The following is a 26,433-nucleotide window of genomic DNA, read 5'->3' as shown; positions in this document are numbered from 1 at the left end:
GGGCTAGTTCCGGGGCAGGTCGGCCGCGGCGAGGGCCTGCACCAGCGTGGCCCGGCGGTCGGCATCCCGGCGGACCGCCCAGGTGATCTCCAGGTGGATGAAGACGGTGCCCTGCCGGCGGGCCTCCTCCGCCTGCGTGTTGGTGGTGCCTTCGAGCTGCCCGCAGCGGGCCGTCCACGCGCGGCAGGTGACGAAGCCGGCCTCGTCCAGCGCGTTCGCCACCCGGCGCAGCGGGGCGCTGGAGCGGCGTTGACCGTTGGAGACCACCACGTCCTCGTCGGGGAGGCTGCGGTCGGCGAAGCCGTGCAGCTGGATCTGGTTGACGTCGTGGCGGGCGAACTCCGCAGCGATGACCTGGAACAGCCCGTCCGGGTTGTGGGCGGCGTCGGCCCGGTCGTTGGCGGCCCGGCGGTGTGCGCCGGCGATCAGCAGCACCGACCCGGGTACGGCCCGGAACAGCCGCAGCCCGACATCCTCGGTGTGCAGGTCGGAGTTGGGGTGCGGGACCTCGACGGCCAGCTCGGGGGGACGGGAGAGGTCGACCAGCAGCATGCCCCAGGACCGGTCGCCGCCGGCGTCGGTGGTGAAGATGGCGTAGCTGCGGCCGGTCTCCGGGTCGTCGTCCACGGCCGACTGGTAGCCCACGCCGTTGAGCAGGGCGGTGGCCCGGTCGAGCCCGTCGCGCCCGCGCAGCAGCAGCGACACCGCCTCCTCCGTGTCCTGCCGTTCCCGCTCGCCCGGATCGCGGTACGGCGCGGTGGGCTTGAGCTGCCGGACGAAGTCCTCGACGGAGGGGCCCGGGTCCCGCGGGCCCGTACCGCTCGGCTGGACCGCGGGGGCGGACGTCGGCACCGAGCAGCCGCCCAGCACGAGCAGGGCGGCGAAGAGACAGCTGGCGGCCGTCACGGCACGGCGCGGGCGGTTCCGGGACATCGCCCGGAGGGTACCGGGGTGCGGCGGCTGCGCGGGTGCCGGAGTCAGTCCCCGACGACGCGGCGCAGGTAGGGGTTGGTGAAGAGGCGGTCGGGGTCGAGGCGGTCGCGCACGGCCCGGAAGTCGGCGAACCTCGGGTACGCGGGCGCGAGCGACGCCGCGTCCCGGTAGTGCAGCTTCCCCCAGTGGGGCCGGCCGCCGAGTTCCGTCGCCGCCTCCTCGAACGCCCGGAAGTACGGCTCGTACGGCATCCCCACGTACTGGTGGATGGCCACGTACGCCGAGTCGCGGCCGTAGCCGTGCGACAGCCAGATGTCGTCGGCGGCGGTGAATCGCACCTCGACCGGGAAGAGCACCTTGAACGGCAGCCCGTCGACGATGCGGCGCAGCTCCTCCAGCGCGGTGGGGAGGACGGCGCGCGGGAGGGCGTACTCCATCTCCACGAAGCGGACCCGGCGCGGGGTGCAGAAGACCCGGTCGGACCGGCCGGTGTAGCTGCGTTCGGTGAGCGCGCGGGCGGAGACGGCGCTGATGCCGGGGGCCAGCGCCGGTACGGCGCGGCCGAGCCGGCAGGCTCCGGCGAAGACGGTGTTGGCGAGGAACTCGTCGTCCAGCCAGCCCCGCCACCGGGGCAGCGGCCGGTCGTCGGCGGGCACCCGGTCGTTGGTCTTCACCTGCACCCGGGAGGTGTAGGGGAACCAGTAGAACTCGACGTGGTCGTGCCCGGCGACCAGCGCCGGGAGGTCGCCGAGCACCGTGTCCAGCGGCGCCGGGCGTTCGTGGGCGCGGAGCACGAAGGCGTCGACGCAGCGCAGGGTCACCTCGACCAGGACGCCGACCGCGCCGAGGCCGACCCGGGCGGCGGCGAAGACGTCCGGGTGCGCGTCGGCGGAGCAGTGCAGCACCTCGCCGGTGCCGGTGACCAGGGTCAGCCCGACCACGAAGGTGGAGAGGCAGCCGAGTTTCGCCCCGGTGCCGTGGGTGCCGGTGGAGATCGCCCCGGCGATGGTCTGCGCGTCGATGTCGCCGAGGTTGGGCAGGGCGAGGCCGTGCCGCGCGAGCAGGTCGTTGAGGGCGTGCAGGGGCAGCCCGGCGGGCACGGTGACCAGCCGTCGGGCGGTGTCGACCGTGACGTCGGTGTGCAGGTCGGCGAGTTCCAGCCGGTGTCCGTCGGTGACCGCGGTGTCGGTGAACGAGTGGCCGCTGCCCACCGCCCGCAGCGTCCGACCGGCCGCCGCGGCGGCGCGGACGGCCGCGACGACGTCCCCGGTCGTACGGGGGCGCAGGATGGCGGTGGCCGTGCTGCGCTGGTTGCCGGCCCAGTTGGACCACTCGACTGCGGTACCGGGCATGGACGCTCCTCGACATGAATATGAACTGACTTCATATCAGGAACGTTGTACCTGGTAAATACCGCATTCGGGGTCCGCTCGTTGTACCGGTAGTCACAGACTCGTGACGTGCAGATATGTTCATCCGTCGAAGGGGGGTGGCGCCGAGTGTCCACACCAGCCGCCACGACCGGGCCGCTGCGCCGCGTACCGGTGCAGGGTCGAAGTGTCGCGCGGGTCCAGCGGATGCTGGACGCCTGCGCCGAGCTCGTCGACGAGGTGGGGTACGAGGGCTTGACCACGACCCTGCTCGCCGAGCGTGCCGAGGTGGCGATCGGGTCGGTCTATCAGTTCTTCCCGGACAAGCGGGCCATCGTCCAGGCGTTGACGCTGCGCACCATGGAGTCCTACCTCCAGCGGCTCGACGAGCGGTTCGCCTCGGACGACATGACCCACTGGTGGGACGGGGTCGACGCGGGGATCGACGAATACATCACGATGCACCGCACCGTCCCGGGCTTCCGTACCCTGCACTTCGGCGACGTGGTCGACCTGCACCTGCTCGACGAGCAGCGCGACAACAACGGCGTGATCGCCGACCAGCTGGCCCGGGTGCTGACCGAGCGGTTCGGGCTCTCTGACGTGCCCGACCTGCGGTTCCACCTGGAGGTCGCGGTGGAGGCCGCCGACGCCCTGATCAAGCTGGCGTTCCGCCGGCAGCCGGAGGGCGACGAGCGGGTGCTCGTCGAGGCGAAGGCGCTGATCCGGGAATACCTGCACCGGCAGGTCGACGCCCGCAGCGGGGTCACCCAGACCGGCTGAACGGCGGCGCCGCCGGGCCGCTACAGGAAGGCCCGGCCCTCGCCCCGGTAGGTGGGGACGGTCGTCACCACGGCGTCCCCCTCCACCAGGTGCACCTCGTTGACGTGCTCGCAGAGCTCACCGGCCTTGGCGTGCCGGAACCAGACCCGGTCACCGACCCGCAGGGTGGTCGCCGCGGCACCGGTCAGCGGGGTCTGCACCTCGCCGGCCCCCTCCGCGCCGAGCAGCTTCAGGCCCGTCGGCAGCCAGGGCAGCGGCAGCCGGCTGTCGGCGGCCGGGCCGGAGGCGATCCAGCCGCCACCGAGCACGGTGGCCAGGCCGGGTGCCGGCCGGCGGACCACCGCGCAGGCGAAGAAGGCCGCCGGGGTGGGGCGCCAGGCACGGTACGCGTCGAAGAGCGTCGGCCCGTACAGGCCCGATCCCGCGGTGACCTCGGTGACCGCGGGATCGGCGCTGGTGGCGGCCACGCTGCCGGTGCCGCCGCCGTTGACGAACTCCAGGTCGGCGTGCTGGCGGACGGCGGTGACCGCGGCACCCCGGCGGGCCAGCAGTTCCCGGTACGACCCACGCTGGGCCACCCGGATCGCCCGCCCGAGCAGCGCCTGCCCGGGGGGTGCGTCGCCGAGGCCGGCGATCTGTGCCTCGTACGCCATCAGGCCGACCAGCCGGAAGCCCGGCCGGCCGGCGACGGCGGCGGCGAACGCGCCGGCGGCCCGGGCGCTGTGCAGCGGTGAGCGGCGCACGCCGACGTGCACCCGGCCGCGCAGGGGTCGCCAGGAGGCGTCCAGGTCGAGGCAGACCCGCAGCTCGGCGCGGTGCCCGGGGGCGCGGACGGCGTCGATCAGGTCGAGGTGTTCGGTGCTGTCGACCATCAGGGTGACCGTGCCGGCGAGGGCCGGGTCGGCGGCCAGCTCGGCCAGCGCCGCCCGGTCGGCGGTCGGGTAGGCCACCAGCACGTCGGTCGACACGCCGGCCCGGGCCAGCCAGATCGCCTCCGGCAGGGTGAAGGCCATCACGCCCCGCCAGCCGGGCCGGTCCAGGGCGCGGGTCAGCAGGTCACGGACGCGGACGGACTTGCTCGCCACCCGGACGGGCTTGCCGGCGGCGCGGTGGGCCAGCGCGGTCGCGTTGGCGTCGAAGGCGGCGAGGTCGACCACCGCGTACGGCGGGTCGAGGTGCGCGGTCGCCCGGTCGAGGCGATCACGAAGCTTGTCACTACCGGTGGCCACGTCTGCACGCTAACTGTCTGGGCGTCAATGCGAAATACCCTCGCGTCTGTCCGGGCTGTCTCGGGTGGCTCCGGCGGCCTAGGCTCGGCGAGCAGCAATGTCGCGGGCGGGGACGCTCCCCGCCGGGACTAGAGTGTTCCACCGGAGATGCCCAGCTCTGGGCCGGCACGTGGAGGTACGGCCATCGAAAGCCAGAAGAACGGCGAGTCGCCCGGCGTGTCGTCGCCCGGCGCCCAGGGCGACCCGTCCGGGGCCGCCGCGATCCGCTCGGTGCTGCGCATCCGGCCCTTCCGCCGACTCTGGATCGTGCTCGGCGCGGCGTCGTTCGGTGACTGGCTCGGCCTGCTCGCCACCTCCGTCTTCGCCGCCTCCCAGGTGCAGGGCAGCACCGCCAAGGGCGCCGCGTTCGGCAGCCTGATCGCGATCCGGCTGCTGCCGGCGCTGCTGCTCGGGCCGGTGGCCGGCGTCTTCGCGGACCGGTTCGACCGGCGCTGGACCATGGTCATCTGCGACCTGCTGCGCTTCGTGCTCTTCGCCTCCATCCCGCTCTACGCGCTGACCGGCGCCGGAGGTGGCCTGGTGGTCGGCTGGGCGCTGATCGCCACCTTCCTGATCGAGTCGGTCACCCTGCTGTGGATCCCGGCCAAGGAGGCCGCGGTCCCCAACCTGATCCCGCGCGCCCGGCTTGAGGCGGCCAACCAGCTCACCCTGATCACCACGTACGGCCTGACCCCGATCGCCGCGGCCATCGTCGCGGCCGTGCTCGACCGCACGGTGCGGGGACTGGTCGGCGGCGAGCTGCCGAGCTGGGCCGAGCCGGCGCAGCTGGCGCTCTGGGTCAACTCGTTCTCGCGACTGGCCACCGCGCTGGTCGTCGCCTTCGGGATCAAGGAGATCAGCCAGTCCCGGGGTGGCGAGCGCGAGCAGACCGAGCAGAGCATGTTCCGCCAGTTCGTCGAGGGCTGGAAATACATCAGCCAGACCCCGCTGGTCCGCGGCCTGGTGCTGGGCATCTTCGGGGCGTTCGCCGGCGGCGGCATCGTGATCGGCATGGCGAAGTTCTTCGCCGCCTCGCTCGGCGCCGGCGACGCCGCGTTCTACCTGCTCTTCGGCGCGATCTTCGTCGGCCTGGCGGTCGGCATCGGGCTGGGCCCGATGATCGTGCGGGACATGTCCCGGCGGCGCTGGTTCGGCATGAGCATCGTGCTGGCCAGCGCCTCGGTCCTGGTCCTCGCCTTCGCCATCCACCTGTCGATGGCGATCCTCGGCGCGATCCTGGTCGGCGCGGGCGCCGGCATGGCCTTCCTCGCCGGCACCACCCTGCTCGGCGGCGAGATCGCCGACGAGGTACGCGGCCGGGTCTTCGCCGTGGTGCAGATCGGCACCCGGCTGGTGCTGATCCTGGCCATCACGCTCAGCAGCCTCCTGGTCGGCGTCGGCGGCTCCCGCCGGCTGACCATCGCCGACCTGGGCATCTCGGTCTCCTCCACCCGGCTGCTGCTGCTCGCCGCCGGTGCCGCCGGCATCTTTGCCGGGATCAGCGCCTTCGGCCAGATGGACGACAAGAAGGGCGTGCCGGTCCTGGCCGACCTCTGGGGCTCGATCCGGGGCCGGCCGCTGATGCCGGCCGAGCACTTCGTCTCCAGCGGCCTCTTCGTGGTCTTCGAGGGGGGCGAGGGCGCCGGCAAGTCGACCCAGCTCGCCGCGCTCGCCGAGCGGCTGCGCGCCGAGGGGCGCGACGTGGTGGTCACCCGGGAGCCGGGGGCCACCGCCGTCGGCGAGCGGATCCGCGCGCTGGTGCTCGACCCGACCGGCGAGGCCGCCCCGTCGCCCCGCGCCGAGGCCCTGCTCTACGCCGCCGACCGGGCGCACCACGTCGCCACGGTGGTCCGGCCGGCGCTGATCCGGGGTGCCGTGGTGATCAGCGACCGGTACGTCGACTCGTCCCTGGCGTACCAGGGTGCCGGTCGTACGCTGCCGGTGCAGGAGGTCTCCTGGCTCTCCTCGTGGGCCACCGGCGGGCTCAAGCCCGACCTGGTGGTGCTCCTCGACGTCGACCCGCACACCGGGCTGTCCCGGGTCGAGTCCCGCAACGCCGGCACCGACCGCCTCGAAGCCGAGTCGATCGCCTTCCACGAGCGGGTCCGGTACGCCTTCCTCGACCTCGCCGCCGCCGACCCGAAGCGCTACCTGGTGCTGGACGCCGCCCGCCCGGCCGAGGAGATCGCCGCGGCGGTCGCCCGCCGGGTGGACGAGTTCCTGGTGGACCCGGCCGGCATCGTGCACCCCCGACCGGCCCAGGGCCCGGACACCTCGGTCCAGCCCGAGTTATCCGACACGGAGCTGGTGAGCATGGAGCGCCACACCTGATGCCGGACGTCTTCGCCGACCTGGTCGGTCAGGACGAGGCGGTCACCACGCTGCGCCGGGCCGCCACCTCGGCCGCCGCCGGACTGCGCGCCGCCGGGGTGGCTCCGGCGGGCGTCGAGCCGGCCGGTCCCGACCCGGGGGCGGGGATGACCCACGCGTGGATCTTCACCGGGCCGCCGGGCTCCGGCCGGTCGGTGGCGGCCCGCGCCTTCGCCGCCGCCCTCCAGTGCGTGCACGGCACCGGCTGCGGCGAGTGCCCCGGCTGCCACACCACGCTGGCCGGCACCCACGCCGACGTCCGGCTGGTGGTGCCGGAGGGGCTCTCCATCGGCGTCAACGAGATGCGCGCGCTGGTGCTCCGCGCGGCGAGCACCCCCTCCGGCGGACGCTGGCAGGTCGTCATCATCGAGGACGCCGACCGGCTCACCGAGGCGGCCGGCAACGCCCTGCTCAAGGCGATCGAGGAGCCGCCGCCCCGGACGGTCTTCCTGCTCTGCGCCCCGTCCGTCCACCCGGACGACATCTCGGTGACCATCCGGTCGCGCTGTCGGGTCGTACCGCTGGGGCAGCCGTCGGCGGCGGCGGTGGCCGACGTGCTCGTACGCCGGGACGGGATCGCGCCCGACGTGGCGCAGTGGGCCGCGGCGGCGGCGCAGGGGCACGTGGGCCGGGCCCGGCGGCTGGCCCGCGACCCGGAGGCCCGGCAGCGGCGCGACGCGGTGCTCGCGGTGCCGCGCCGGCTGACCGGGGTGGGTGCGGCCTTCGACGCCGCCTCGGCGCTGATCGAGGCGGCCGAGGCGGAGGCCGCGGCGTCGGTGGCCGAGGCCGACGAGTCCGAACGGGCGGCGTTGCAGACCGCGCTCGGCGCGGGCGGCACCGGGCGCGGCGCGGCCGGTGCGATGCGCGGCGCCGCCGGTCAGCTCAAGGAGCTGGAGAAGCGGCAGAAGTCCCGGGCCACCCGAGCCCAGCGGGACGCCCTGGACCGGGCCCTGGTCGACCTGGCCGGCTTCTATCGGGACGCGCTGACCATGGCGCTGCGGGCGCCGGTCGAGCCGGTGCACACCGACACCGCCGAGGTGGCCCGGGCGGGCGCGCAGAAGTGGGACGCCGAGGGGGCGCTGCGCCGGCTGGAGGCCGTCCTGGAGTGCCGGGCGGCGATCGAGGCGAACGTCAAGCCGCGGATCGCGGTCGAGGCGATGATGCTCGCCCTGTGGCGCGGCTGACCGTCGTCCAACCGTCATCCACAGGGCATCGACAGTCGCAATTGACGTGCGGTACGGTCCGGTGTGCCGTGGTGACGGTGGCGGCACGCTGAGTGAGTGACGGCCGTCTGCCGGGGAGGAGTCCGCCGATGCCGCGGGGGGAGATCGACGAGGCCTGGATCGAGGAGGCGGTGCGGCGCTACCGGCGCATCGAGTCCCTGCAGGCCGAGTTCGACCAGGCGGTGGCGACGGTCGAGGTCACCGTCCGCTCGCCCGACGGGCTGGTCGAGGTGGTGGTGACGGCCGGGGGGCGGATCACCGACGTGCGCTTCCTCGGCCCGCTGCACCAGCGCAACCCCCGGGACGTGGCCGGGTCGGTGCAGGCCGCGGTCACCGCCGCGGCCGACGCCGCCCAGTGGGCGCGGGAGAAGCTGCACAACGAGACCTTCGCGACCTACCGTCCCCTCGCGGGAGCCTGAGGTGGAGAGCCTGCGCACCCTGGCCGCCCGCCTCGACGAGGCGAGCGCCGTCCTGGCCACCCTCGCCCACACGGTCACCGCGAGCGACCCGCCGCACCCCGCCTTCGGCGCGCACGCCCCGGGGCGCCCCGGCGAGATCGGGCGGGCCCTGCACCGGCAGTGGACCACCGCCACGGGCGACCGGGCCCGGGAGGCCAGCGCCGCCGCCGCCCGGCTGGCCGCCGCCGCGGCCGCCCTGCGCAGCGCCGCCGACCGGTACTCCGACACCGACGACGCCGTCCGGCGCCGGCTGGCCCGGGAGGCGTGATGGACGCGCTGGACCGGCTCGCCGAGCCCGGCCTCGACCTGCTGGGCCGGGTCGACACGCTGCTCGCCTCGGGGGTGCCCGAGACGCACCGGCTCTGGCCGCTGCTGCGCCGCATGCAGGTGCTCCCCGGCGACGCGGTGCGTGGCTTCCTCGAACTGCATCCCGCGCCGCTGGCGACCGCCGGCCACGCCGTGCGCCGGCTCGTCCGGGGGTACGACGACGCCGGCGCCACCCTCGCCGACCCGGTGGCCTGGTCCGGCCCGGCCGCCTCCGCGTACGACGAGGCCCGCGGCGCGCTGCTGCGACACCTCGACGAGGGTCCGGAGAGCCTGGTGGGGCGGCTGGAGTCGACGGCGGGTTACGCCGACGCGCTGGCCGACTGGGTGGAGGGCAGCCGGCTCGCCCTGGCCCGGGCGTTGGCCGACGTGCTGCGTTCCGCCGAGGCGGTCACCGTGCTCGCCGCGACCCGGCCCGGGGTCGACGCCGACCCCGCCGGGGTGCTGGCGGCGGCCGAGATCGCGGTACGGGTGCTCTCCGTGCTCGGGGTGGCCTACGACGGCGCGGAGACCCTGCTGCGGCAGTGGGGGCCCAGCCTCGCCGAGACGACCTGGCGGGACCGCCCGGTGAACGCCCCCCGCTATGGCGGCACCACCCGGATCGGTCGCTGACCCGTCCCGGTGCCGGTACGCCGGAAACGGCCACGGCGTCGCGCTGCAGGCCGGCGTGAACCGGCTGCGGCGACGACGCCGTGGCTTCCCCTGCACCCCCCGCAGGTCTGTGTTCACTCAACGCTGTCGGCCGGCGTTTGTCCCCCGTGTCGGCCAGGAATCAGCCGTCCGGGCGAGGGTCAACGACACGACGGGTCGGGTGCCGGTCGGTCGAGTCGACAATCGTTGATCGCTGCGCGGTGTGACCGGGTGACGACGCCCGGACGGGCCGGTGCCGGTCCGCCGTCGTAGGGTGAGGGGCATGGGCATGCTCTGCGCGGTCAGCTTCAACCGGTACGGGCGCCTCTACTACCTCGACCCCGGTGAGTTCCGCCCCCAGGTCGGCGACCGGGTGCTGGTGCCCACCGACGACGGGCCCGAGGTGGCCGAGTGCGTCTGGGCCGCCCAGTGGGTCTCCGAGGAGACCGACGGCTTCCCCCGGCTGGCCGGGCTGGCCGGCGAGGAGGACCTGCGCCGCGACGAGTTGCTGCGGCGGCGCAAGGCGGAGGCGAAGGTGGCCGCGAAGCGGCTGATCCGGGAGCACGGCCTGCCGATGAAGGTGGTGGCCGTGGACCACGTGTTCGGCCCTCCGGAGACCGGCAGCGACCGGACCACCGTCTATTTCACCGCGCCGCACCGGGTGGACTTCCGGTCGCTGGTCCGTGACCTCGGGGCCACCCTGCACTGCCGGGTCGAGCTGCGGCAGCTCTCCGCGCGGGACTCGGCGCGGGTCCAGGGCGGGATCGGCTCCTGCGGCCGTGACCTCTGCTGCGCCACCTTCCTCAACGACTTCGAGCCGGTCACCATCCGGATGGCGAAGGATCAGGACCTGCCGTTGAACCCGCTGCGCATCTCCGGCGCGTGCGGCCGGCTGATGTGCTGCCTCAAGTACGAGCACCCGCTGTACCAGAAGTTCCAGGAGTCCGCCCCGCCCGTCGGCAGCCGGGTGACCACCCCCGAGGGCGACGGTCGCGTGGTCGGCCACAGCGTCCCGCGCGACGCGGTGACCGTCCGCCTGGACGCCGACGGCTCCCGCTGCTCCTGCAGCCGAGCCTCCGTCTGCGCCCCCCGCCAAGCCCACGACCAGCACTACCCCGCCTGACCCCCCCACCCCCGGCCCCCGCTCACCGCGCTGCCGCTCACCGCGTTGATCAAGAAGTTTGCGTCACCGGGAGGGCCTTTTCCTGACGCAAACTTCTTGATCAACGCGGGCGTGGGCGGAGGCGGTGGGGAGGGGAGTGGGTCAGGTGAGGGTGATGGGAGGTTCGGCGAGGTGGGGGGTGAGGGGGTGCTGGGGGGTGAGCCAGGAGGCGGTGGGGGACTGGTCGGGGTTGAGCTGCCAGGCGTGGGAGACCTTGTCCACGGCGATCGGATAGATCGTGAGGGTGCCGTCCGGGTCGATCCGCATCCGGAGGAAGGACTTCGAGTCCTCGATGCCCTGGCCGGCGAAGAGCTCGTTGACGTTCACCCCGAACGCCCCCGCCACCAGCAGGTACAACGCGACCAGCTGGCTGGAGACCAGGCCGATCACCGGGCCGTACACGACGACGGCGGCGACCGCCGGCAGCGGCCAAGGCCAGTAGTAGAGGGGCAGCGACAGCCAGGCCCAGGTGCCCAGGGCGGCCAGCGCCACATGGGCCAGGCCGTGCCCGACGCCGAGGATCCAGTGCCGGACGTGCCGTTTCCCGCCGGCGCTGGGCGGCTTGGCGAAGAACGCCGCACTCAGCATGGTCACCACGAACATGATCACCAGCGGCACGCTGAACAGCCGCTGCTCGGTGGGACCCGCCCGGTGCGCGGCCACCCCGGCCATCGCCAGCATCAGCAACGTGTGCAGCGTGCCGAGCAGGGTCGTGAAGCCCGGGTTGCGGAACGGCAGCCGGGCGAAGATGCCCCAGCCGTAGCGCCGGGAGCGGGCCGCGTCGGGAAAGCGGGCCACCAGGTCGTACGGGCGGGTGCGGCTGGCCCGGCGGGACGGGGTGTCCCGCGGCGGCACCTCGATCCGCTCCGGCAACTTGTGGGTGGGGTAGAGGTAGGCGCCGCCACCGCCACAGGTGATGAGCTGCCGGTCCGGGCCGGTGTAGCGGGCGTAGTGGTGCAGATCGCCGGAGAGCAGCAGGCGGACCTGCGCACCCGTCGGGGCGATGATCGTACGGATGAAGTAGTCGACCGAGTCGTACGCCGTGGGGTGGTCGACGGCCTTGACCCAGGTCGGTTCCGGCACGGCCAGGATCACCTTGCAGCGCGGGGTGAGCTTCCGGGCGACCTCGTCGAAGTAGGTGAGCTGCGGATCGTCCAGGTACGACCCGGACTGGTCGTCCAGGCCCAGCAGCCACCAGCCCCCCGGCAGCTCCACCGCGAAGTACGAGCGGGACTGCCCGGTGCCCCAGCCGCCGAAGTGCCGGTCCCTTGACCGGACGAAGAGCCGCAGGAAGGCGGTCAGACCGTCGTACCAGTCGTGGTTGCCGGGGACCGCGAAGAGGGTCGGCCGCTCGGGCGGCGAGGCCGGCAGCGCCGCCTGGTACGGCCCCTTCGCCCGGTCCTCGTACGCCTCGTAGGACGCCGACGGGTAGACCTGGTCGCCCCCCATCACCAGGGTCTGCGCCCGGGGCAGCCGATGCCCCGCCACCTCCAGCTCCGCCTGCGCCAGCAGGTACGCCACCGAGTAGGTGGCGTCGAAGCCGTCGCCCAGGTCCGCCACGTAGTCCAGCCAGAGCCCGCCGTCCGGCCCCACCTGGTGGAAGATCCCGTCCCCGAACGCGTTCTGCAACTCCCGCTTGTCCAGGTACGCCCCGAACAGCATCGCCAGCAGCGTCCGGATGCCGGTGCTGATCAGCAGGAACGGTGCCAGCCACGGCACCGGCTTGCGCGGGGTGAAGCCCAGCTCCAACGGATCGAGGCTCAGCGGCCGGCGGGCGGCCCGCTCGCCCGGGTGCGCCTCGGGGATCGGCTGCTGTTCCGGTACGCGATCGTCGCTCACCCGCCGCAGGGTAGTCCTGACCGACTGCGAGCGGTGTCCGGTGAACGTACCGAAGATGCCGTGGTGTCCGGGTCCGGGGTGTGGGGGGATCCCGTTCGGCCGGCGGTGCGGGTGTGCCGTACACTTGACGATCGTTGCCGCCTTAGCTCAGTCGGCTAGAGCGACGCACTCGTAATGCGTAGGTCGACGGTTCGATTCCGTCAGGCGGCTCGGTACAGAAGCCCAGGTCATCGACCTGGGCTTCGCCGTTTCCCGAGGTCGACAACAGCGCCTCCAGCGGTGCCAGTCCGCAAATAGTCCGCATCCCGCGCGGCGACCGCCTCATCCAGCCGGTTGGCGACCGCGTCCAGGTCGTCACCGAAGAGGCCGGCGTACACGTCCAGCGTCATCGACGCCGAGGGGTGCTCGAGCATCCGCTGCACCGCCTTGACGTTGGCGCCCGCCGCCACGGCCAGACTCGCCGCCGTGTGCCGCAGGTCGTGCGGAGTCAGGCCCGCCGAGGCAGCGGCCGACGCGAAGACCCGAGAACGGAAGTTGGGGTTGCGCAGCGGCCCACCGTTCGGAGCCGTGAACACCAGAGCGTCCCGGCGTTTCCCGGCGAGGTGCGCAGCCTGTCACGATGAGCGGCGTGGGGGAATGGGACGAGATTGACGTACTGATCGTTGACGGCCGAGAAGTGCAGGCAGTGCGCAAGATTCTTGAGAATCGCGGATGCGCCCTGCCGGAGGCTTACCGGCTGTTCGAGGAGCGCTGTGAGGCGGTGAGGTCCAAGACGACCGGGCGCGATCCGGGGGTGAGCAGCAAAGACGATCACGCGACACCGCCCCCGCTGAACTGACCGTCGATCACCCGGAGTCGGCCGTAGGTGCGGGCCATGTCCCGCATCCCGTCGCCAAGAACCAGGTCCACCTGCGCGGTTTCGGCCAGGCATAGGCCGATGCGGGTGGGGAACAGGTCGGAACGGCAGGACTTCCTTGCGCGGGTCCTGAATCGCGGCCAGGACGTGCACCCCGACCGCCCGACCCTGGCTGAGCAGGATCGTTGAGCGCGGCCTTGATCCGGTCCGTCAACTTCCGGCCTGTCAGGTTCGCCAGCTCGTCGATCACCACGACGATTGAATCCACGGGCACATCGGTGCGCCCTCGGGGCCTGCTCACCCGGACTAGCCTCGTTGGCGTGTCCGTTGATGATCTTCCGTTGCCTCCCGCGTTCGAAGTGGTCACGGCCTGGGCCGGTACCGGGCGAGTGGTGCGTGCCACCGAGCTGGACGTGGCGATGTGGCGGCTTCCCGAGCCGCAGAAAACGGCGCTGGTCTCCACTGGCGTACCGCTGATCGATGACCTCGTGGGTGCGGTGTCATTTCAAGCAGAGCCGACGATGTACCGGTTGGCGAACTCCGACGACCCGCGCTGGGTGTACGGTGCCGCACCGGGGACCGGTGAGGTGCAGATATGGTCGTCGGACGGCAGCGCCGGTTTCGTCAACTCAACGATCATCCACTGGCTGTGCTCGCTGCACATGGTTGGTAGCTGGCTGACCAGCTCAACTGTCATAGACCGCTGGGACGAGGAAGAGCAGGCCGAAGAGCAGGCGCTCGCGGAGATGGCCGACCTGTTGGAACGCATCCGGGATCTTGACCCGCCGGCGTTCGGGGACGGTGACCATAGAAGCTACTTCTGGCCCGGAGTGCTCGACCGGTGGCTCTACTGATCGATGGATGCTCTGTCCTCCACCGCTACCAGCGCGCGGAGGCGTCGCAGTTCAGTCGGCGGACGGGGTCGCGCATCAGTCGTCGGCCTGGGCTAGGGCGGTGCCGCTGACGGCCGCTCAGCGCTGGCGGAATACCTGGATCGGAGAGTTCACCCAGAACTGCATTCCCATGCGGCCCTCGACGGTCAGATCCGGACGCAGCTGCTGCAGCGCTTCGACCAGACCCTTGGCGGCCGGACCCTGCGGCAGGCGCAGGTGCGTGTCGCCGCACTCGATCACGACCAGCTGCTTGAGCCTCGAGCTGCGTACGCCAGTGAGAAGGCTGATTGGCACCTCCGCGCTGCCGAGTGGTCCACGCCAGCTCAAAGTCGTGGCGGTGAGCTCCGCGGTCCGGGCGTACCGCAGGTATGTCCACAGCAGAGCGCCGGCCAGCAGGGCGCCCAAGACGCTGACGTAGGACGTCGGGGCCGACCGCAGCGAGATCACGTACAGATTGACCACCATCGCGCTGGTGAAGAACACCAGAGGGAAGTAGTAGGCAGGGGTGGGGCGGACCACACCCACGACGGAAGGGGTCACGAACCCGATGGTCGCACACGCCGGCCGCTGTCGTACGACCGTGTAGAACACAATGGAGAGTCGTCCGCTGTCCGCACCGACGCAGGGTGTTGACTCTCTGGTCCATGTCCCGTGCTGCGAGAATTATGCCCGTCACCGCTGTGCGGTGGGCCGGACGACGATCTCGTTGATGTCGACCTGATCCGGCTGGGTGATCGCGTACGCGATGGCGTCCGCGATCGCCGCGGGATCCAGCGCCATGGCGTCGCGGCTGGCCAACAGCGTGGCGCGTGCGTCGGGGTCGGCGACCGCGTTGACGAAGTCGGTGTGTACGAATCCAGGGGAGACGACGGTGACGCGCATCGCGTCGCCGACCTCCTGCCGCAGCCCTTCACAGACCGTACGCACGGCCGTCTTCGTCGCGGAGTACACCGCCTGCCCGGGGACGGTGCGGTACGCGGCGGTGGAGGCCACCGTCACCAGGTGTCCGAATCCCTGGCGGCGGAAGACCGGCAGCGCTGCGGCGATGCCGTGCAGGACACCGCGCAGGTTGACGTCGATCATGTCGTCCCACTCGTCGACGCGTAGGTCGTCCAGCGGGGAGATCGGGCCGACGCCGGCGTTGTTGACCAGGACGTCCAGCTGGCCGAATTCGGCGACCGCCGTGTCGACCATGCGGATGAGGTCGTCGCGGCGCCGTACGTCGGTCGCCAGGGCGACGGCGCGGCCGCCGCGTCCGCGGATGTCACCGGCGAGTTGCTCGACGCGGTCGCTCCGCCGGGCGCCGAGGACGACCGTCGCCCCGCGAGCGGCGACGGCCAGCGCGGTGGCCCGGCCGATTCCGCTGCTGGCGCCGGTGATGGCGATGACCTTGTGCCGGATATCTGTCTTCTCTGCGCTTGTCATGGTGGTGCTTCTCCTCGGGGGTTGCTGTGCCGGCCGCACGGCCGGCCCTGCGCGGTTCTGGATGGGGAGTGGGTTCAGGGCCTACTTGTCGGACTCGGACCTGCCCCGTGGGTCAGACCTGGGCCATGCCGCCGTCGACGAACAGCTCGACGCCGCGAATGAAACCGGCGTCGTCGCTGGCGAGGAATGCCGCGACCATGGCGATCTCGCGTGGGGCGGCGATACGTCCGATCGGGCTGCCGGTGACGACGGCCACCTCGTCCTGTTTGTCCTGCACGTTGTGTCTCCTCTCGCGCACACGCGCCGCCCACCTCTCCGGGGGAGCTGACGGTGGCTAGGATGGAAGAGTAAGCGGACAGGTGTCCGCATGCCTTCGACGTTAGCGGACACCTGTCCGCTTGGCCAGCGAACAGGAGTGACATGGATCGCAGCACCGGTGACCAGTCGCCACCCGGTGCGCGGCGGGGCCCGATCCGGCGGACCGATGCCGAACGCAACAGGACCCGAATCCTCGACACCGCGCGCGCCGCCCTGGAGCAGGACCCCGACGCCTCGATGCAGTCGATCGCCAAGCTAGCCGGCATCGGTCAGGGCACCCTGTACCGCAACTTTCCCCACCGCAAGGCGCTCGTCCTGGCAGTGCACCGTCGCGACGTCCAGGACCTCATCGACGCCGCACCCCGACTGGCCGCAGGCAGTCCTCCGCTCGAAGCGCTACGGCGGTGGCTGGATGAACTGGGCAGCTACGGCAGGATCAAGCACGGCCTGGCCGGTGCCCTGAACAGCTCCACCAGAGAACAGCTCGCCACCGAGGGGTACGACCCGGTCGTCGACGCCATGGGCACGTTGCTGCGCGCCTGCCAGCAGGCTGGCGAGGTGCGCGCCGACGTGACCGCCGACGACCTCCTGCTGCTGGTCGGCTTCCTCTGGCGCATCAGCCCGGACGAGAACTTCGAGACCCGCAGCAGCCACCTGCTCGACCTCGTCATGGACGCGCTGCGACGACCCGCCGACTAGTGCGGATCTCGCTCAGGCGGCGTCCATCATCCACACGGGATGAACCTGGTCTGCCTGTGAGACCGCCGGATCCACGGTTATCACCGGAGGTTATGGGCAGGCCCGGGCGGCCATGGCGGTGAGACCGAGCGAGCCAAGGGAATCCACCAGGGCATCCCAATACCAGCCGATCCGAGGAACGACCAAACCGCTGGAAGCCTCTGACGTCTCCGCATCCGGACTGAAGGAGAGCAGCTTGTGCTCGGGAAGGATCGTCACCGATCCTGCTCGCTCGACATCTGGCCAAGAAACATGGAAGCCGACTGAATTTCCGGCCCGAAGAGATCGCGAGAGGTCTTCCAGGATCTGCTCCCGGTCCGTCAGTCGACCATACTTCCATTCGAATAGACCGTTTGAATTATCCATGTACGACAAAAGGCTCCCGCTGGACAGTTCACAGCTGCTTCTCGCCAGCGAGTCGACAATCACGGAGAGTGGAGGAAGCTCTTCGAACGTCAGGTCGATGTCACATGTCCGGCTCACAACACCCACCCCTCCACGTCGACGGATCGACAGTCCACCCCTGGTCGAGGTCCCTGCGCCGGCTGCAACAGTAGGTCGCTCGGCTGGCTGGCCGGGGCGCGCCGACGGTCGGTGGCGCGCCCCGCCCAGGTCAGGCCAGGCGACGTGCGCGGGTGGCGGTCACGTTCGCGGTGCCACTGGTGGACAGGCCGGAGATCAGGTACGCCCGGTAGGTCCCGTCGGGCAGCACGGTCCACAGGTCCGGGGTGCCGTCGAGGTTGACGTCGGCGGCCTGGAGGGTGCTGATCGTGACGCCGGTGTTCCAGTTCGCCGCCACGTGGTACTGGGTGTGGGTCAGGGAGCCGGTGCCGTCACCGTTGTCGACCATGGTGACGCCGGTCCACAGGTAGAGGTCGCCGGTGGTGGCGTTGCGCAGGAAGAGCGCGACGCCGGAGCCCGTCTGGGTGCTTGCGATGCTCCAGTTCTGCCAGTCGGTGCCGCCGGCCGGGGTGGGGTTGGTCAGCGTGGTGGTGCCGAAGTAGAGGCCCGGCGCGCCGAAGCTGGGGTGGTAGCCGAGGCGGTAGCCGTTGGTGGCGTCACCGGAGATCCCGAGCAGGTCCGGGATGCCGTTGTCGACGCCGTCGGCCTGGAATGCGTTCGCCAGCGTCAGCGGGATGTTGCCGTTGGCGTCGAGGAGATAGTCCGGGCTGACGTACGCCGTGTTCCCGCTGACCGGGTCGAGCATCGTGCCGTCGCCGGCGCCCTTGATGAAGGCGGCGTCGCCAGCGTAGACGCCGGCCGGGTAGTAGACGAGGAAGTCTTCCTCGGTGCCGCCGAAGAAGCGGCCGGTGATGGCCTGTCCGCCGTCGAACTCGCTGGCGGACCAGGTGCCGCCGAAGCCGTTGCCGCGCAGGCCGATGTTGGTGGCTGGTGTCTGCACCTGGCCGGTGCCGACGCCGGTCCTGCGGGACGTGACACCGAGCGCGGACCAGACGCCGGAGGCGAGACCGGTGCCCGGACCACCGACGGTGACCAGGTCGGCGACCGCGTCACCGTTGAGGTCCTTGTCGACCGGGCTGGTGGTGACGGTGGGTGCGGGCTTCGGCGCGGCCTGGGCCGGCAGGGCCGGGGCGAACGCGCTCAGCGCGAGCACCGCGGGTGCGGTCCAGGTGAGCAGGCGACGGGAGCTGATGGAATTCGTCATGGTTTCCCCGTGGTGTGAGGCGACATCGACTGACTACACGCCGAGCCGGGTCACAAAGTTGCACCGTCTCGACTGCCGCTCTGACTCATCACGACGCGCGGAGCCCCACCGTCACGCTCGCCGAGGGAGGTCGCGCACTCCGTGCCGAGGCCCAGCGGATCCCGCCGGCCATCGTCGAACCTCTGGGCATGCCCGTCGTGGATCTCAAGCGGTTGCACGGCGCCCCGACCGAGGTCATCGAAGCGGCGCGGCGGGCGTCGAAGGCGAGCCCGACGCCCGCCGACCGCGCGGACTGAACCACGCCGACACGACGACGCCCGGCGGACCGGGAGCGGTCCGCCGGGCGTCGCCGGCAGGGAAGGACGTACGTCAGATGGTGCGGCGCGGGTCCGTCGGGTAGGCGGTCGTGCCGGGCTCCGGAACCACCTCGACGTCGGTCACCACGTACTCGGTCTCGGTCTCCGGGGTGGTGGTCGTGGTGGGGGTGTCGTCGCCCGAGCGGTGCTTGGCGAGCGCCGCGGCACCCGCCGCCGCCGCGGTGGCAGCTACCGCGCCCGCGGCCACAGCCTTGCCGGATACGCCGGCCTTGCCGTCGTCACCCATCGAGGAGGCGGCGTGCTCCACGCCGGGGGTGCCCAGGTTGCGGCCCTCGTCGACGCTGCCGCGCCAGGCGCCCGTCTCGACGCCCCGGCTCTCGATGTACGACTTGAACTTCTCCAGGTCGGACTCGGCCTGCTTCTCGACGATGTTCAGCTTGTCGCCGGCCTTCTCGACCAGGCCCTCGGGCTCGTACTCGAGGGAGAGCCGGACCTGGGTGCGGTCGGTGCCGACCGGCTGGAAGTAGACGGCGCCGGCGTTGGTGGCACCGTCGGTGGCGGCCCAGGCGACCTTGCGGTCCGGCACCTGCTCCAGCACCTTGGCGTCCCACTCGCGCTTCACGCCCGCGATCTCGGCGACCCAGTGCATCCGCTTGTCGTCGAGCTGGCGCACCTCGCGGACGCCCCCCATGAACCGGGGGAACTCCTCGAACTGCGTCCACTGGTTGTACGCGGTGCTGACCGGAACATTGACTTCGATGGACTTCTCGACCTTGGTGGTCATGAGCACTCCTTCGTCGTTGAGTGTTCTCAGGAGGGGCTTACCTCGCGTTACAGGAATTGGTACCCACCGCGTCCGGGCTAAACCTGAACGGTCGGTACACATGCGATGGACAGTGCGAAGGCCCAGGTCGACGCGCCGACCTGGGCCTCCGGGACTGGATGGACGAAAGCCTCAGCCGTCCTCGCGGTCCGGGCTCTCCAGCCGGAAGAAGTTGCTCTGCCGACCGTCGGAGCGCTCCTCCTGGAAGATGAAGTTGAGCCGCCGCTCGTCGAACGCGCGGAACCACTCCTCCCAGCTGATCTCCCGCAGTCGCTCCTCGCGGCCGTTGGCCAGGAAGTCGATCCGCAGCACGCCGGCGTGCCCGTCGTGCTCACTGCCGTCCACCGTGGTCGGTACGCCCTTGCGCGCCTCCGCCCAACGCCGGATCACGTCGTGGTCGGTGGTGACCAGGCTGCGCCCGGCCCGCTCCGGCTCGTCGTCGACGGAGGTGATCTCCTGCGAGTACCGGATCGACCGCGAGGTGTGCGCGCCGGTCCGGATGCCACCGCCGGACGAGCCCGAGCCGCCGGACGAGCCAGAGCCAGAGCCGGAGCGCGAGCCGCCGGACGAGCCGGACCCGGAGTCGTCCTTGAGGCTCTTGATCAGGGCCTTGACCAGGTCGTCCTTCTGCATGTCGGCAGTGTCCGTGACGCCGCGCCGGCGCAGCCGGTCCCGCAGGTCGTCCACCTTCATCCGGGCGATGTCGCTCTCGTTGATGTCCGGCGTGTTCGGCGTCTGGTTGCCCGGCGGGTTCGACGCCTTCGCCGAGGACGAGCCGCCGCCCGAGCCGGAGCCGCCCGCGGAGGTGCTCTTCTTCGGCCCGTCCTTCATGCTCTTGATCAGGGCCTTGACCAGGTCGTCCTTCTGCATGTCGGCGGTGCCGGTGACGCCGCGCCGGCGCAGCCGGTCCCGCAGGTCGTCCACCTTCATCCGGGCGATGTCGCTCTCGTTGATGTCGGGGGTGTTCGGAGTCTGGTTACCCGGCGGGTTCGTGGTCGAGCCACTGCCGCGCCCGGAGTGCTTCGTCGTCGGCATCGCACATCTTCCTTTCTCGACCCGTGTCCTGAGGGGGTTGTCGCACCGCGGGACGCGGTCGACCGTCCCTTGATCTGTACCCTCAGCCGCCCGCTGAAACGCGGACCGTCGGACCGTGACCGGAGAGGATCAGCCGTACATCGTCCTGAGGTAATCCGGGCCGTAGTGCCGTTCCAGCTCGGCGAGGCTCGCCGCCGGGGCCTCCACCTCCTTGATCAGCCGGGGCCGGGACGGCAGCGCGTCCGGGCGCCAGGTCTCCGGTCGCCACAGGTCGGAGCGGAGGAACGCCTTCGCGCAGTGATAGAAGATCTGCTCGACCGCCACCTCGACCGCCAGCACCGGCCGGTGCCCCTTGACCACCATGTCGTCGAAGTACGGCGCGTCGCGGACCAGTCGGGCCCGCCCGTTGATCCGCAGCGTGTCCGTCCGACCGGGGATGAAATGGATCAGCCCGACGTGCGGGTTGTCGAGGATGTTGCGGTAGCCGTCCGCCCGCCGGTTGCCGGGCCGCTCCGGGATGGCGATCGTCGTGTCGTCCAGCACCAGCGTGAAGCCGGGCGGGTCGCCCTTCGGCGAGACGTCACAACTGCCGTCCGCGCCGGCCGTGGCGATCAGGCAGAACGGCGAGGCGGCCAGCCACTCCCGGTCCCGCTCGTGCAGCACGGTGCGCTCCTTGGTGACCGCCCGGGGCATCGGATCCCCCAGCAGCTCGCGCAGCTCCTCGTACGACGTGATCTCCACGCGGACCTCCCCCGTCGGTGGGACCCGCCGGCGTTCCGTACCCGTGACCGACGGGGCTCTGCCACCGTTCAGCCTAGAGAGCGCGTCGAGTGCGTTTGCCCCCCGTCGGGTCGGGTACCGCCTGACTCGCAGCACACCGGACGCGACCGGACGGAGGTGTCAGTGGAGAGCCGACTCAAGGTGCTCGGCCACCCCGTACACCCGATGCTGGTGATGTTCCCGGTCGCCCTGCTGGTCACCGCAGTCCTCTTCGACGTGATCGACACCGTCGGCGGGCCGCGGCTGCTCGGCGAGGTGGCGTACTGGAACATCACCGTCGGCCTGGTCGGCGGCCTGCTGGCCGCCGCGGCCGGCAGCGTCGACCTGCTCGCCATCCCCGCCGGCACCCGGGCGAAGCGGGTGGGGCTCACCCACGCCGCCGCCAACCTGGCGGTGATCCTGCTCTTCGCCGCGGTCTGGGTGGTCCGGCTCAACGCCGACTCCCGGGCCGCCGGTGGCGCGCTGATCGCGATCGAGGTGGTCGCGGTGGCCATCCTCGGCATCAGTGCCTGGCTCGGCGGCGAGCTGGTCGACCGGCTCGGCGTCGGGGTCGACCCGGCGGCCGACCTGAACGCGCCGAGTTCGCTGCGCTCCCCCTCGAGGCACCAGCGGATCGGAGACGTGCGATGACGGAACAGAGCGGTGGGTTCGCCCGGGGCTGGCGCGGTCGGCAGCAGGGCTGGGACCCGATGGGCGAACTCCAGTCGCTGCGTTCGGAGCTGAGTCGGCTGGTCGGCGGCCGGTCCGGGCCGCCCGACGTCGAGCTGACCGAGACCAACGACGGCTGGGAGGTCACCGTCCGGCTGCCCGGGGTGGCGCCCGAGGAGGTGGCCGTCGAGCTGGACGACCGGGAACTCTGCGTCCGGGCCCGCTCGGAGGCCGAGGTCAACGCCGACCAGGGCATCCCGGGCGGCTTCGAGACCCGCGGCTTCGAATACCGGGTCGACCTGCCGTCCCGGGTGGACCTCGAGGCGATCGACGCGGTGATGGACCACGGCTTGCTGCGGGTACGGCTGCCCCGGGCGTCCCGGCCCGCGCCGCGCACCATCACCGTCGGCCGCACCGGCCCGCGCCCCACCGGCACCACGACGGGTACGTCCACCCTCGCCGACCCGGCCGCCGACCGGGAGATGCACCACCCCGACACCACCGTCGACGAGATCGACCGGCCCTGACGCGTGGCCGCCCCGTCCCTGCTCGGCCCGGTGGGCGAGCGCGTGCCCGACGTCGAGCGGATCGCGGTGCTGCGGGCCAACGCGCTGGGTGACTTCATCTTCATCCTGCCCGCGCTGGAGGCGCTGCGGGCCGCGTACCCGGGGGCGGAGATCGTGCTGCTCGGCGCGCCGTGGCACGCGGCGTTCTGGCGCGACCGGCCCGGCCCGGTGGACCGGGTGCTGGTCGTGCCGCCGGCCCCCGGCATCCGGGTGCCCGGCCCGGACGAGCCGGAGTCGTCCCTGGACGACTTCCTCGCCGCGGCCCGCGCGGAACGTTTCGACCTGGCCCTGCAACTGCACGGCGGCGGCGCCAACTCCAACCCGATCGTCGCCCGGCTGGGCGCCCGGGTCACCGCCGGGCTGCGGGCCGAGGACGCGCCACCGCTGGACCGCTGGCTCCGCTACGTCTACTACCAGCACGAGGTGATCCGCTATCTGGAGGCGGTCGCGCTGGTCGGCGCGGCGGCCACCACGATCACCCCGAGGCTCGACCCCACCGACGCCGACCGCGCCGAGGCCCGCGCGGTGCTCGGTCCGGCGGAGCGCCCCCGGGTGGCGCTGCACCCGGGCGCCACCGACAGCCGGCGGCGCTGGCCGGCCGAGCGGTTCGGCGCGGTGGCCCGGGCCCTGGCCGACGACGGGTACGAGGTGCTGGTCACCGGCACCCCGGTGGAGCAGGAGGTGGTGGACGAGGTGGTGGCGGCGGCCGGCGTACCGGTCCGTCCCCAGGTCGGCACGCTCAGCCTGGGCGCGCTGGCCGCCTGCTATGCCGACTGCGCACTGGTCGTCTCCAACGACTCCGGACCGCTGCACCTGGCCGGTGCGGTCGGGGCACCGACCGTCGGCGTCTACTGGATCGGCAACATGATCAACGGGGCGACGCCGTTGCGCGCCCGGCACCGGCCGATCGCCTCCTGGACCACCCACTGCCCGGTCTGCGGCGTCGACTGCACCCCCGGCATCTATCCGCACCGCCCCGGCGACGGCGACTGCCCGCACCGCGACTCCTTCGTCACCGACGTCCCCGTCGTCGAGGTCGTCGAGGCCGCCCGGGAGCTGCTCGCGGGGTGACGCCGGATGTCCCGGCAGCGGGAGTCGGCCGGCGGCTCAGGCCGGCTGCGGGGTGTCCGAGTCGGTGAGGACCACCTGCCACGCCTCCACGTCCCGCTCGGTGACGGTGGTCGGCGACTCCAGGTGGTAGGCGCCGCTGGGCAGCACCCCCGCGCCGCCGTGCCGGTCCATCACCGCGAGCTGCGCGGCGACGTCCTCGCCCTGGTGCTTCTCCTGCACCCGGCGCCAGAACTCGAAGCCGCCGGCGTCGACCAGCTTGGCCCGGTCATAGAGCACGCAGCCGCCGATCCAGGAGATCTTGTACGCCCGCCAGGCCCCCGCCGGCAGCCGCAGTTTCTCGGTGACGTGCAGCAGGTTCGCCGCCGGGTGGATCCGCGCCCGCTCCCAGGCGGGGGTGTCGGGGCGGACCCGCTCGGGGGTCGGCGGACCGTCCCACTCCTCGTAGTGGCCGTGCGTCTCGGGTCGCACGTCGTCGGCGTACGACAGGCCGTGCACGGCGTTGCCGACGAATCCGCAGCCCAGCTCCCGGATCGCGGTGACCAGCCGACTGACCGTCCCCGGCTCCAGCCAGACGTCGTCGTCGAGGCAGAGGACGTACCGGGCGACGGAGTTGTCCAGCAGGTAGGCGCGGTGTTCGGCCAGGCCGCGCCGGGGCAGCCGCCGGGTCAGCAGCACCGGGCGACCCCGGTGGCGCAGCGCCCGGACCATGGTGGCCGCCGCCGGGTGCGCGTACGCGGGCTCGCCGTCGGACTGGTCGCTCACCACCACCCCGAAGTCGGGTACGCCCTCCTGGGCGGCCAGCCCGGAGAGGGTGACCGCCAGCTCGGCGGGACGGTTGCGGGTGGGGATCAGCACGTCGAGCGGCCGGTGCCGGCGGAACTGCTCGGGCGTGCCCAGGTCCAGCGGTCGGTTCACGCCGGCCCACCCGGTACGCCGTCCCGGACCGGGGGCTGCCGTACGTCGGTGACGTCGGCGGCGTGCGCCCGGATCCGGTCGATGATCGCCGAGGTGGAGCGGTCCGGCACGTACCCGAGGGTGCGGACCTGCCCGCCCAGCCGGCGGACCAGGGGCGCCTCGGGGACCATCTCCGGCGGGTAGTCGCCGCCCTTGACGTAGACGTCCGGCTGGACCGCCTCGATCAGGTGGGCCGGGGAGTCCTCCTCGAAGACCACCACGTGGTCCACGCAGGCCAGCGCCGCCAGCAGCGTGGTCCGGTCCTCCACCGGGTTCACCGGTCGGTCCGGGCCCTTCAGCCGGCGCACGCTGTCGTCGGAGTTGACCGCCACGATCAGCAGGTCACCCAGGGCCCGGGCCTGGGTGAGGTAGCGGACGTGCCCCGGGTGCAGCACGTCGAAGCAGCCGTTGGTGAAGACCACCGAGCGCCCGGACCGGCGGTGCTCCGCGACCAGGGCGGTCAGCTCCGCCGCGTCCACCACGGTCGGGTGGCCGGCCTCGTCCGGTCCGCTGCCGAGGGCGGCCAGCAGGTCCTCCCGGCGGCACACGCAGGTGCCGGTGTCGGAGACCGTGATCGTCGCGGCGAGCTGCGCGAGCTGGGCGGCGGTCGGCAGCGTCGCCGCGGCGGCCAGGGCCAGCGTCATCGCCGCCAGGTACGCGTCCCCGGCGCCCACGGCGTGACTGGCCGGGACGGGGGTGCTGTGGCTGCGCCGGGGCTCGCCGTCGACGCCGCCGACCACCGCGCCCTCGGTGTCCAGGGTCACCGCCACCACGTCGGCGCCGGTGTGCGCGCGCAGCTCGGGCAGGCGGGCCTCGGCGAGTTCCGCCCGGTCGACGCCCTCGCCGGCCGCCGCGTTGACGGTCACGCCGGTGCCGGTGACGCTGAGCCCGTCGCCGGTCAGCGCGACCCGCTCCTCGCCGGGGGTCGGTTCACCGGTCGGACCGGTGGACGCGGGCGTCCCGCCGGTGGCCGGCGCGCCGGACGTCGGGTGGGGGGCGCCGGAGCGTCGCCCGCCGGGTGCCGTACCCATCGCCAGCTCGCCGCCGTCGCGGTCCGCCGGGTCGGCGTGGGGCACGGGCTCGCCGGCGCCGCCGGGGGCCGCGCCGACCACCAGCTCGGAGGGGCCGTCGGCCGGGTCGGTCGGGTGGTCGAGGTGCAGGGCGGAGGTGGCGGCCCCGATGGTACGGCCGGCGGCGTTGAAGCCGACCGCCGCGCGGGCCAGCAGCCGGGTCGCCTCGGCGAAGCTCGGGGTCACCACGGTCGGGGCCAGCCCCCGCCAGTCCGCCAGGTCGTGCGCGTCGAGGGCCACGGTGGCGTAGCGGTCCCGGTTGGCGACCAGCCAGGCGCGCACCGCCGAGGGGAGTGCGCCGAGGCCGTAGTCGCAGACCACCAGCGTGAGCGGCGCGTCCGGCGCGGCGGCGGCGAGTTCCTCGGTGGCGCAGTGCAGCGCGGTGAGCAGCCGGGCGACACCGTCGTCGTCGAGGGTCTCCTCCGGGTCGCCGGAGTCCTCCCGCAGCAGGATCTGGTTGCCGGCGAGCATCCGGCGCTTGACCGGGGTGGGGCGGCCCTCCTGGCTGACCGTCCGGTCCCAGACGCCCGCGCGGTCCAGGCAGTCGTGCAGTTCGTCCCCGGCCACGTCGGCGCCGACCGGGGCCACCAGGACGGCCCGGCCGCCGAGGGCGGAGATGTTGACCGCCGTGTTCGCGGCCCCACCGGCCGCCGAGATCCGCCGGCGCAGGGTGAGGACGGGGGCGGGTGCCTCCCGGCAGAGCCGCTCCGACTCGGCGAAGCGCCACTCGTCCAGCATGGCGTCACCGACGACCAGCACGGGACGTCCCCGCCAGCTCTCCACGACGGTGGCGAGCCGGCGCTCTTCCGCTGCTGCTCCTGCCATGCCCTTCGGGGTCCCCCGCCCGGTGCCGGTCAAACCTGACCTCCCGACCGGCGCGACCGTGGGCAGCAGGGCACGTCGGGCAGGACGT

Annotated in this window: 27 protein-coding genes, 1 tRNA gene and 2 pseudogenes; 14 read left to right on the top strand and 16 right to left on the bottom strand. The window is 72.6% G+C overall.

Going from position 1 to position 26,433, the window contains the following annotated elements; all coding sequences use genetic code 11:
- Nucleotides 1–3: 3 nt before the first annotated feature.
- Together ABUL08_RS21785 and ABUL08_RS21780 are read right to left on the bottom strand one after the other, a co-directional pair.
- Entirely contained in the window at nt 4–933 is a 930-nt protein-coding gene (locus ABUL08_RS21785) for a hypothetical protein (RefSeq protein WP_350931819.1), read from the bottom strand.
- A gap of 44 nt (nt 934–977) precedes the next feature.
- Nucleotides 978–2,285 (bottom strand): D-arabinono-1,4-lactone oxidase, encoded by a 1,308-nt coding sequence (locus ABUL08_RS21780; protein ID WP_350931818.1) that lies wholly within the window; start codon nt 2,283–2,285, stop codon nt 978–980.
- Between the two features lie 225 nt (nt 2,286–2,510).
- Here ABUL08_RS21780 and ABUL08_RS21775 point away from each other — a divergent pair, with 225 nt between their 5' ends.
- Nucleotides 2,511–3,086 (top strand): TetR family transcriptional regulator, encoded by a 576-nt coding sequence (locus tag ABUL08_RS21775; RefSeq protein WP_350938760.1) that lies wholly within the window; start codon nt 2,511–2,513, stop codon nt 3,084–3,086.
- Between the two features lie 20 nt (nt 3,087–3,106).
- On the opposite strand, the gene ABUL08_RS21770 is transcribed toward ABUL08_RS21775, so the two are convergent.
- Nucleotides 3,107–4,315, bottom strand: coding sequence for an amino acid deaminase/aldolase (locus ABUL08_RS21770; protein WP_350931817.1), 1,209 nt, complete (start codon nt 4,313–4,315; stop codon nt 3,107–3,109).
- Nucleotides 4,316–4,531: 216 nt separating this feature from the next.
- Between ABUL08_RS21770 and tmk the strand changes: the two genes are divergently transcribed.
- From tmk to ABUL08_RS21740, 6 genes are all read left to right on the top strand, one after another.
- A complete protein-coding gene (gene tmk / locus ABUL08_RS21765; RefSeq protein ID WP_350931815.1) occupies nt 4,532–6,685 on the top strand; it encodes a dTMP kinase in 2,154 nt (717 codons plus the stop codon).
- Entirely contained in the window at nt 6,685–7,908 is a 1,224-nt protein-coding gene (locus ABUL08_RS21760; protein ID WP_350931814.1) for a DNA polymerase III subunit delta', read from the top strand. The genes tmk and ABUL08_RS21760 overlap by 1 nt, the downstream gene beginning before the upstream one ends.
- A 128-nt stretch (nt 7,909–8,036) precedes the next feature.
- The gene (locus ABUL08_RS21755; protein ID WP_350931813.1) at nt 8,037–8,366 is read left to right on the top strand and encodes a YbaB/EbfC family nucleoid-associated protein; all 330 of its coding nucleotides are present in this window, start codon (nt 8,037–8,039) and stop codon (nt 8,364–8,366) included.
- Nucleotide 8,367: 1 nt separating this feature from the next.
- Entirely contained in the window at nt 8,368–8,673 is a 306-nt protein-coding gene (locus ABUL08_RS21750) for a hypothetical protein (protein ID WP_350931812.1), read from the top strand.
- Entirely contained in the window at nt 8,673–9,341 is a 669-nt protein-coding gene (locus ABUL08_RS21745) for a hypothetical protein (RefSeq protein WP_350931810.1), read from the top strand. The genes ABUL08_RS21750 and ABUL08_RS21745 overlap by 1 nt, the downstream gene beginning before the upstream one ends.
- A gap of 301 nt (nt 9,342–9,642) precedes the next feature.
- Nucleotides 9,643–10,482, top strand: a complete 840-nt coding sequence (locus tag ABUL08_RS21740) for a PSP1 domain-containing protein (protein WP_350931809.1) — start codon at nt 9,643–9,645, stop codon at nt 10,480–10,482.
- 141 nt (nt 10,483–10,623) lie between these two features.
- Here ABUL08_RS21740 and ABUL08_RS21735 read toward each other — a convergent pair whose 3' ends face one another.
- Entirely contained in the window at nt 10,624–12,492 is a 1,869-nt protein-coding gene (locus ABUL08_RS21735) for a metallophosphoesterase family protein (RefSeq protein ID WP_377522563.1), read from the bottom strand.
- A gap of 4 nt (nt 12,493–12,496) precedes the next feature.
- On the opposite strand from ABUL08_RS21735, the gene ABUL08_RS21730 reads away from it, so the two are divergent.
- Nucleotides 12,497–12,570: transfer RNA gene (locus tag ABUL08_RS21730), tRNA-Thr, on the top strand.
- Between the two features lie 17 nt (nt 12,571–12,587).
- Here ABUL08_RS21730 and ABUL08_RS21725 read toward each other — a convergent pair.
- Nucleotides 12,588–12,935 (bottom strand): tyrosine-type recombinase/integrase, encoded by a 348-nt coding sequence (locus tag ABUL08_RS21725; RefSeq protein ID WP_350931808.1) that lies wholly within the window; start codon nt 12,933–12,935, stop codon nt 12,588–12,590.
- Between the two features lie 44 nt (nt 12,936–12,979).
- Between ABUL08_RS21725 and ABUL08_RS21720 the strand changes: the two genes are divergently transcribed.
- On the top strand, nt 12,980–13,198 hold the full coding sequence (locus tag ABUL08_RS21720) for a hypothetical protein (protein WP_350931807.1): 219 nt from the start codon (nt 12,980–12,982) through the stop codon (nt 13,196–13,198).
- On the opposite strand, the pseudogene ABUL08_RS21715 reads toward ABUL08_RS21720, so the two are convergent.
- A pseudogene (locus ABUL08_RS21715) lies at nt 13,171–13,475 on the bottom strand (FtsK/SpoIIIE domain-containing protein); the annotation flags it as partial. The gene ABUL08_RS21720 and the pseudogene ABUL08_RS21715 sit on opposite strands and share 28 nt — an antisense overlap.
- Before the next feature lie 61 nt (nt 13,476–13,536).
- On the opposite strand from ABUL08_RS21715, the gene ABUL08_RS21710 reads away from it, so the two are divergent.
- A complete protein-coding gene (locus ABUL08_RS21710; RefSeq protein WP_350931806.1) occupies nt 13,537–14,070 on the top strand; it encodes an SUKH-4 family immunity protein in 534 nt (177 codons plus the stop codon).
- 117 nt (nt 14,071–14,187) lie between these two features.
- On the opposite strand, the gene ABUL08_RS21705 is transcribed toward ABUL08_RS21710, so the two are convergent.
- The 3 genes from ABUL08_RS21705 to ABUL08_RS21695 form a co-directional block, all read right to left on the bottom strand.
- Entirely contained in the window at nt 14,188–14,649 is a 462-nt protein-coding gene (locus tag ABUL08_RS21705) for a hypothetical protein (protein WP_350931805.1), read from the bottom strand.
- Nucleotides 14,650–14,781: 132 nt separating this feature from the next.
- Nucleotides 14,782–15,534, bottom strand: coding sequence for an SDR family oxidoreductase (locus tag ABUL08_RS21700; protein WP_350931804.1), 753 nt, complete (start codon nt 15,532–15,534; stop codon nt 14,782–14,784).
- Nucleotides 15,535–15,646: 112 nt separating this feature from the next.
- A complete protein-coding gene (locus tag ABUL08_RS21695; RefSeq protein WP_350931803.1) occupies nt 15,647–15,811 on the bottom strand; it encodes an SDR family oxidoreductase in 165 nt (54 codons plus the stop codon).
- 143 nt (nt 15,812–15,954) lie between these two features.
- Between ABUL08_RS21695 and ABUL08_RS21690 the strand changes: the two genes are divergently transcribed.
- Nucleotides 15,955–16,551 carry a TetR/AcrR family transcriptional regulator gene (locus ABUL08_RS21690; RefSeq protein ID WP_350931801.1) on the top strand — a complete coding sequence of 199 codons (597 nt, stop codon included), beginning with the start codon at nt 15,955–15,957 and terminating at the stop codon, nt 16,549–16,551.
- Between the two features lie 90 nt (nt 16,552–16,641).
- Here the strand turns inward: ABUL08_RS21690 and ABUL08_RS21685 are convergent, their stop codons facing one another.
- The 5 genes and pseudogenes from ABUL08_RS21685 to ABUL08_RS21665 form a co-directional block, all read right to left on the bottom strand.
- Nucleotides 16,642–17,082 (bottom strand): hypothetical protein, encoded by a 441-nt coding sequence (locus ABUL08_RS21685; RefSeq protein ID WP_350931800.1) that lies wholly within the window; start codon nt 17,080–17,082, stop codon nt 16,642–16,644.
- Between the two features lie 121 nt (nt 17,083–17,203).
- Nucleotides 17,204–18,256, bottom strand: coding sequence for a hypothetical protein (locus tag ABUL08_RS21680; RefSeq protein ID WP_350931799.1), 1,053 nt, complete (start codon nt 18,254–18,256; stop codon nt 17,204–17,206).
- A gap of 651 nt (nt 18,257–18,907) precedes the next feature.
- Nucleotides 18,908–19,357: pseudogene (locus ABUL08_RS21675) on the bottom strand (SRPBCC family protein); the annotation flags it as partial.
- A 171-nt stretch (nt 19,358–19,528) separates the two neighbouring features.
- Nucleotides 19,529–20,431 (bottom strand): hypothetical protein, encoded by a 903-nt coding sequence (locus ABUL08_RS21670; RefSeq protein ID WP_350931798.1) that lies wholly within the window; start codon nt 20,429–20,431, stop codon nt 19,529–19,531.
- Nucleotides 20,432–20,560: 129 nt separating this feature from the next.
- A complete protein-coding gene (locus ABUL08_RS21665; protein WP_377522562.1) occupies nt 20,561–21,124 on the bottom strand; it encodes a pyridoxamine 5'-phosphate oxidase family protein in 564 nt (187 codons plus the stop codon).
- Between the two features lie 210 nt (nt 21,125–21,334).
- Here ABUL08_RS21665 and ABUL08_RS21660 point away from each other — a divergent pair, with 210 nt between their 5' ends.
- The 3 genes from ABUL08_RS21660 to ABUL08_RS21650 are packed head-to-tail and all read left to right on the top strand — an operon-like array spanning nt 21,335 to nt 23,496.
- Entirely contained in the window at nt 21,335–21,841 is a 507-nt protein-coding gene (locus tag ABUL08_RS21660; protein ID WP_350931795.1) for a DUF2231 domain-containing protein, read from the top strand.
- Complete coding sequence (locus tag ABUL08_RS21655; protein ID WP_350931794.1) at nt 21,838–22,386, top strand: Hsp20/alpha crystallin family protein; 549 nt, start codon at nt 21,838–21,840, stop codon at nt 22,384–22,386. The genes ABUL08_RS21660 and ABUL08_RS21655 overlap by 4 nt, the downstream gene beginning before the upstream one ends.
- A gap of 3 nt (nt 22,387–22,389) precedes the next feature.
- A complete protein-coding gene (locus ABUL08_RS21650; RefSeq protein ID WP_350931793.1) occupies nt 22,390–23,496 on the top strand; it encodes a glycosyltransferase family 9 protein in 1,107 nt (368 codons plus the stop codon).
- A 36-nt stretch (nt 23,497–23,532) separates the two neighbouring features.
- Here ABUL08_RS21650 and ABUL08_RS21645 read toward each other — a convergent pair whose 3' ends face one another.
- Nucleotides 23,533–24,411 carry a glycosyltransferase family 2 protein gene (locus ABUL08_RS21645; RefSeq protein WP_350931792.1) on the bottom strand — a complete coding sequence of 293 codons (879 nt, stop codon included), beginning with the start codon at nt 24,409–24,411 and terminating at the stop codon, nt 23,533–23,535.
- Complete coding sequence (gene rfaE2, locus ABUL08_RS21640) at nt 24,408–26,345, bottom strand: D-glycero-beta-D-manno-heptose 1-phosphate adenylyltransferase (protein WP_350931791.1); 1,938 nt, start codon at nt 26,343–26,345, stop codon at nt 24,408–24,410. The genes ABUL08_RS21645 and rfaE2 overlap by 4 nt, the downstream gene beginning before the upstream one ends.
- Between the last annotated feature and the right edge of the window lie 88 nt (nt 26,346–26,433).

It is taken from the genome of Micromonospora sp. CCTCC AA 2012012 (assembly GCF_040499845.1).
In the GTDB taxonomy this organism is placed as follows: domain Bacteria; phylum Actinomycetota; class Actinomycetes; order Mycobacteriales; family Micromonosporaceae; genus Micromonospora; species Micromonospora mangrovi.
Note: the sequence above shows the minus strand (reverse complement) of the source record. Positions and strands in the feature narration are given on the sequence as shown.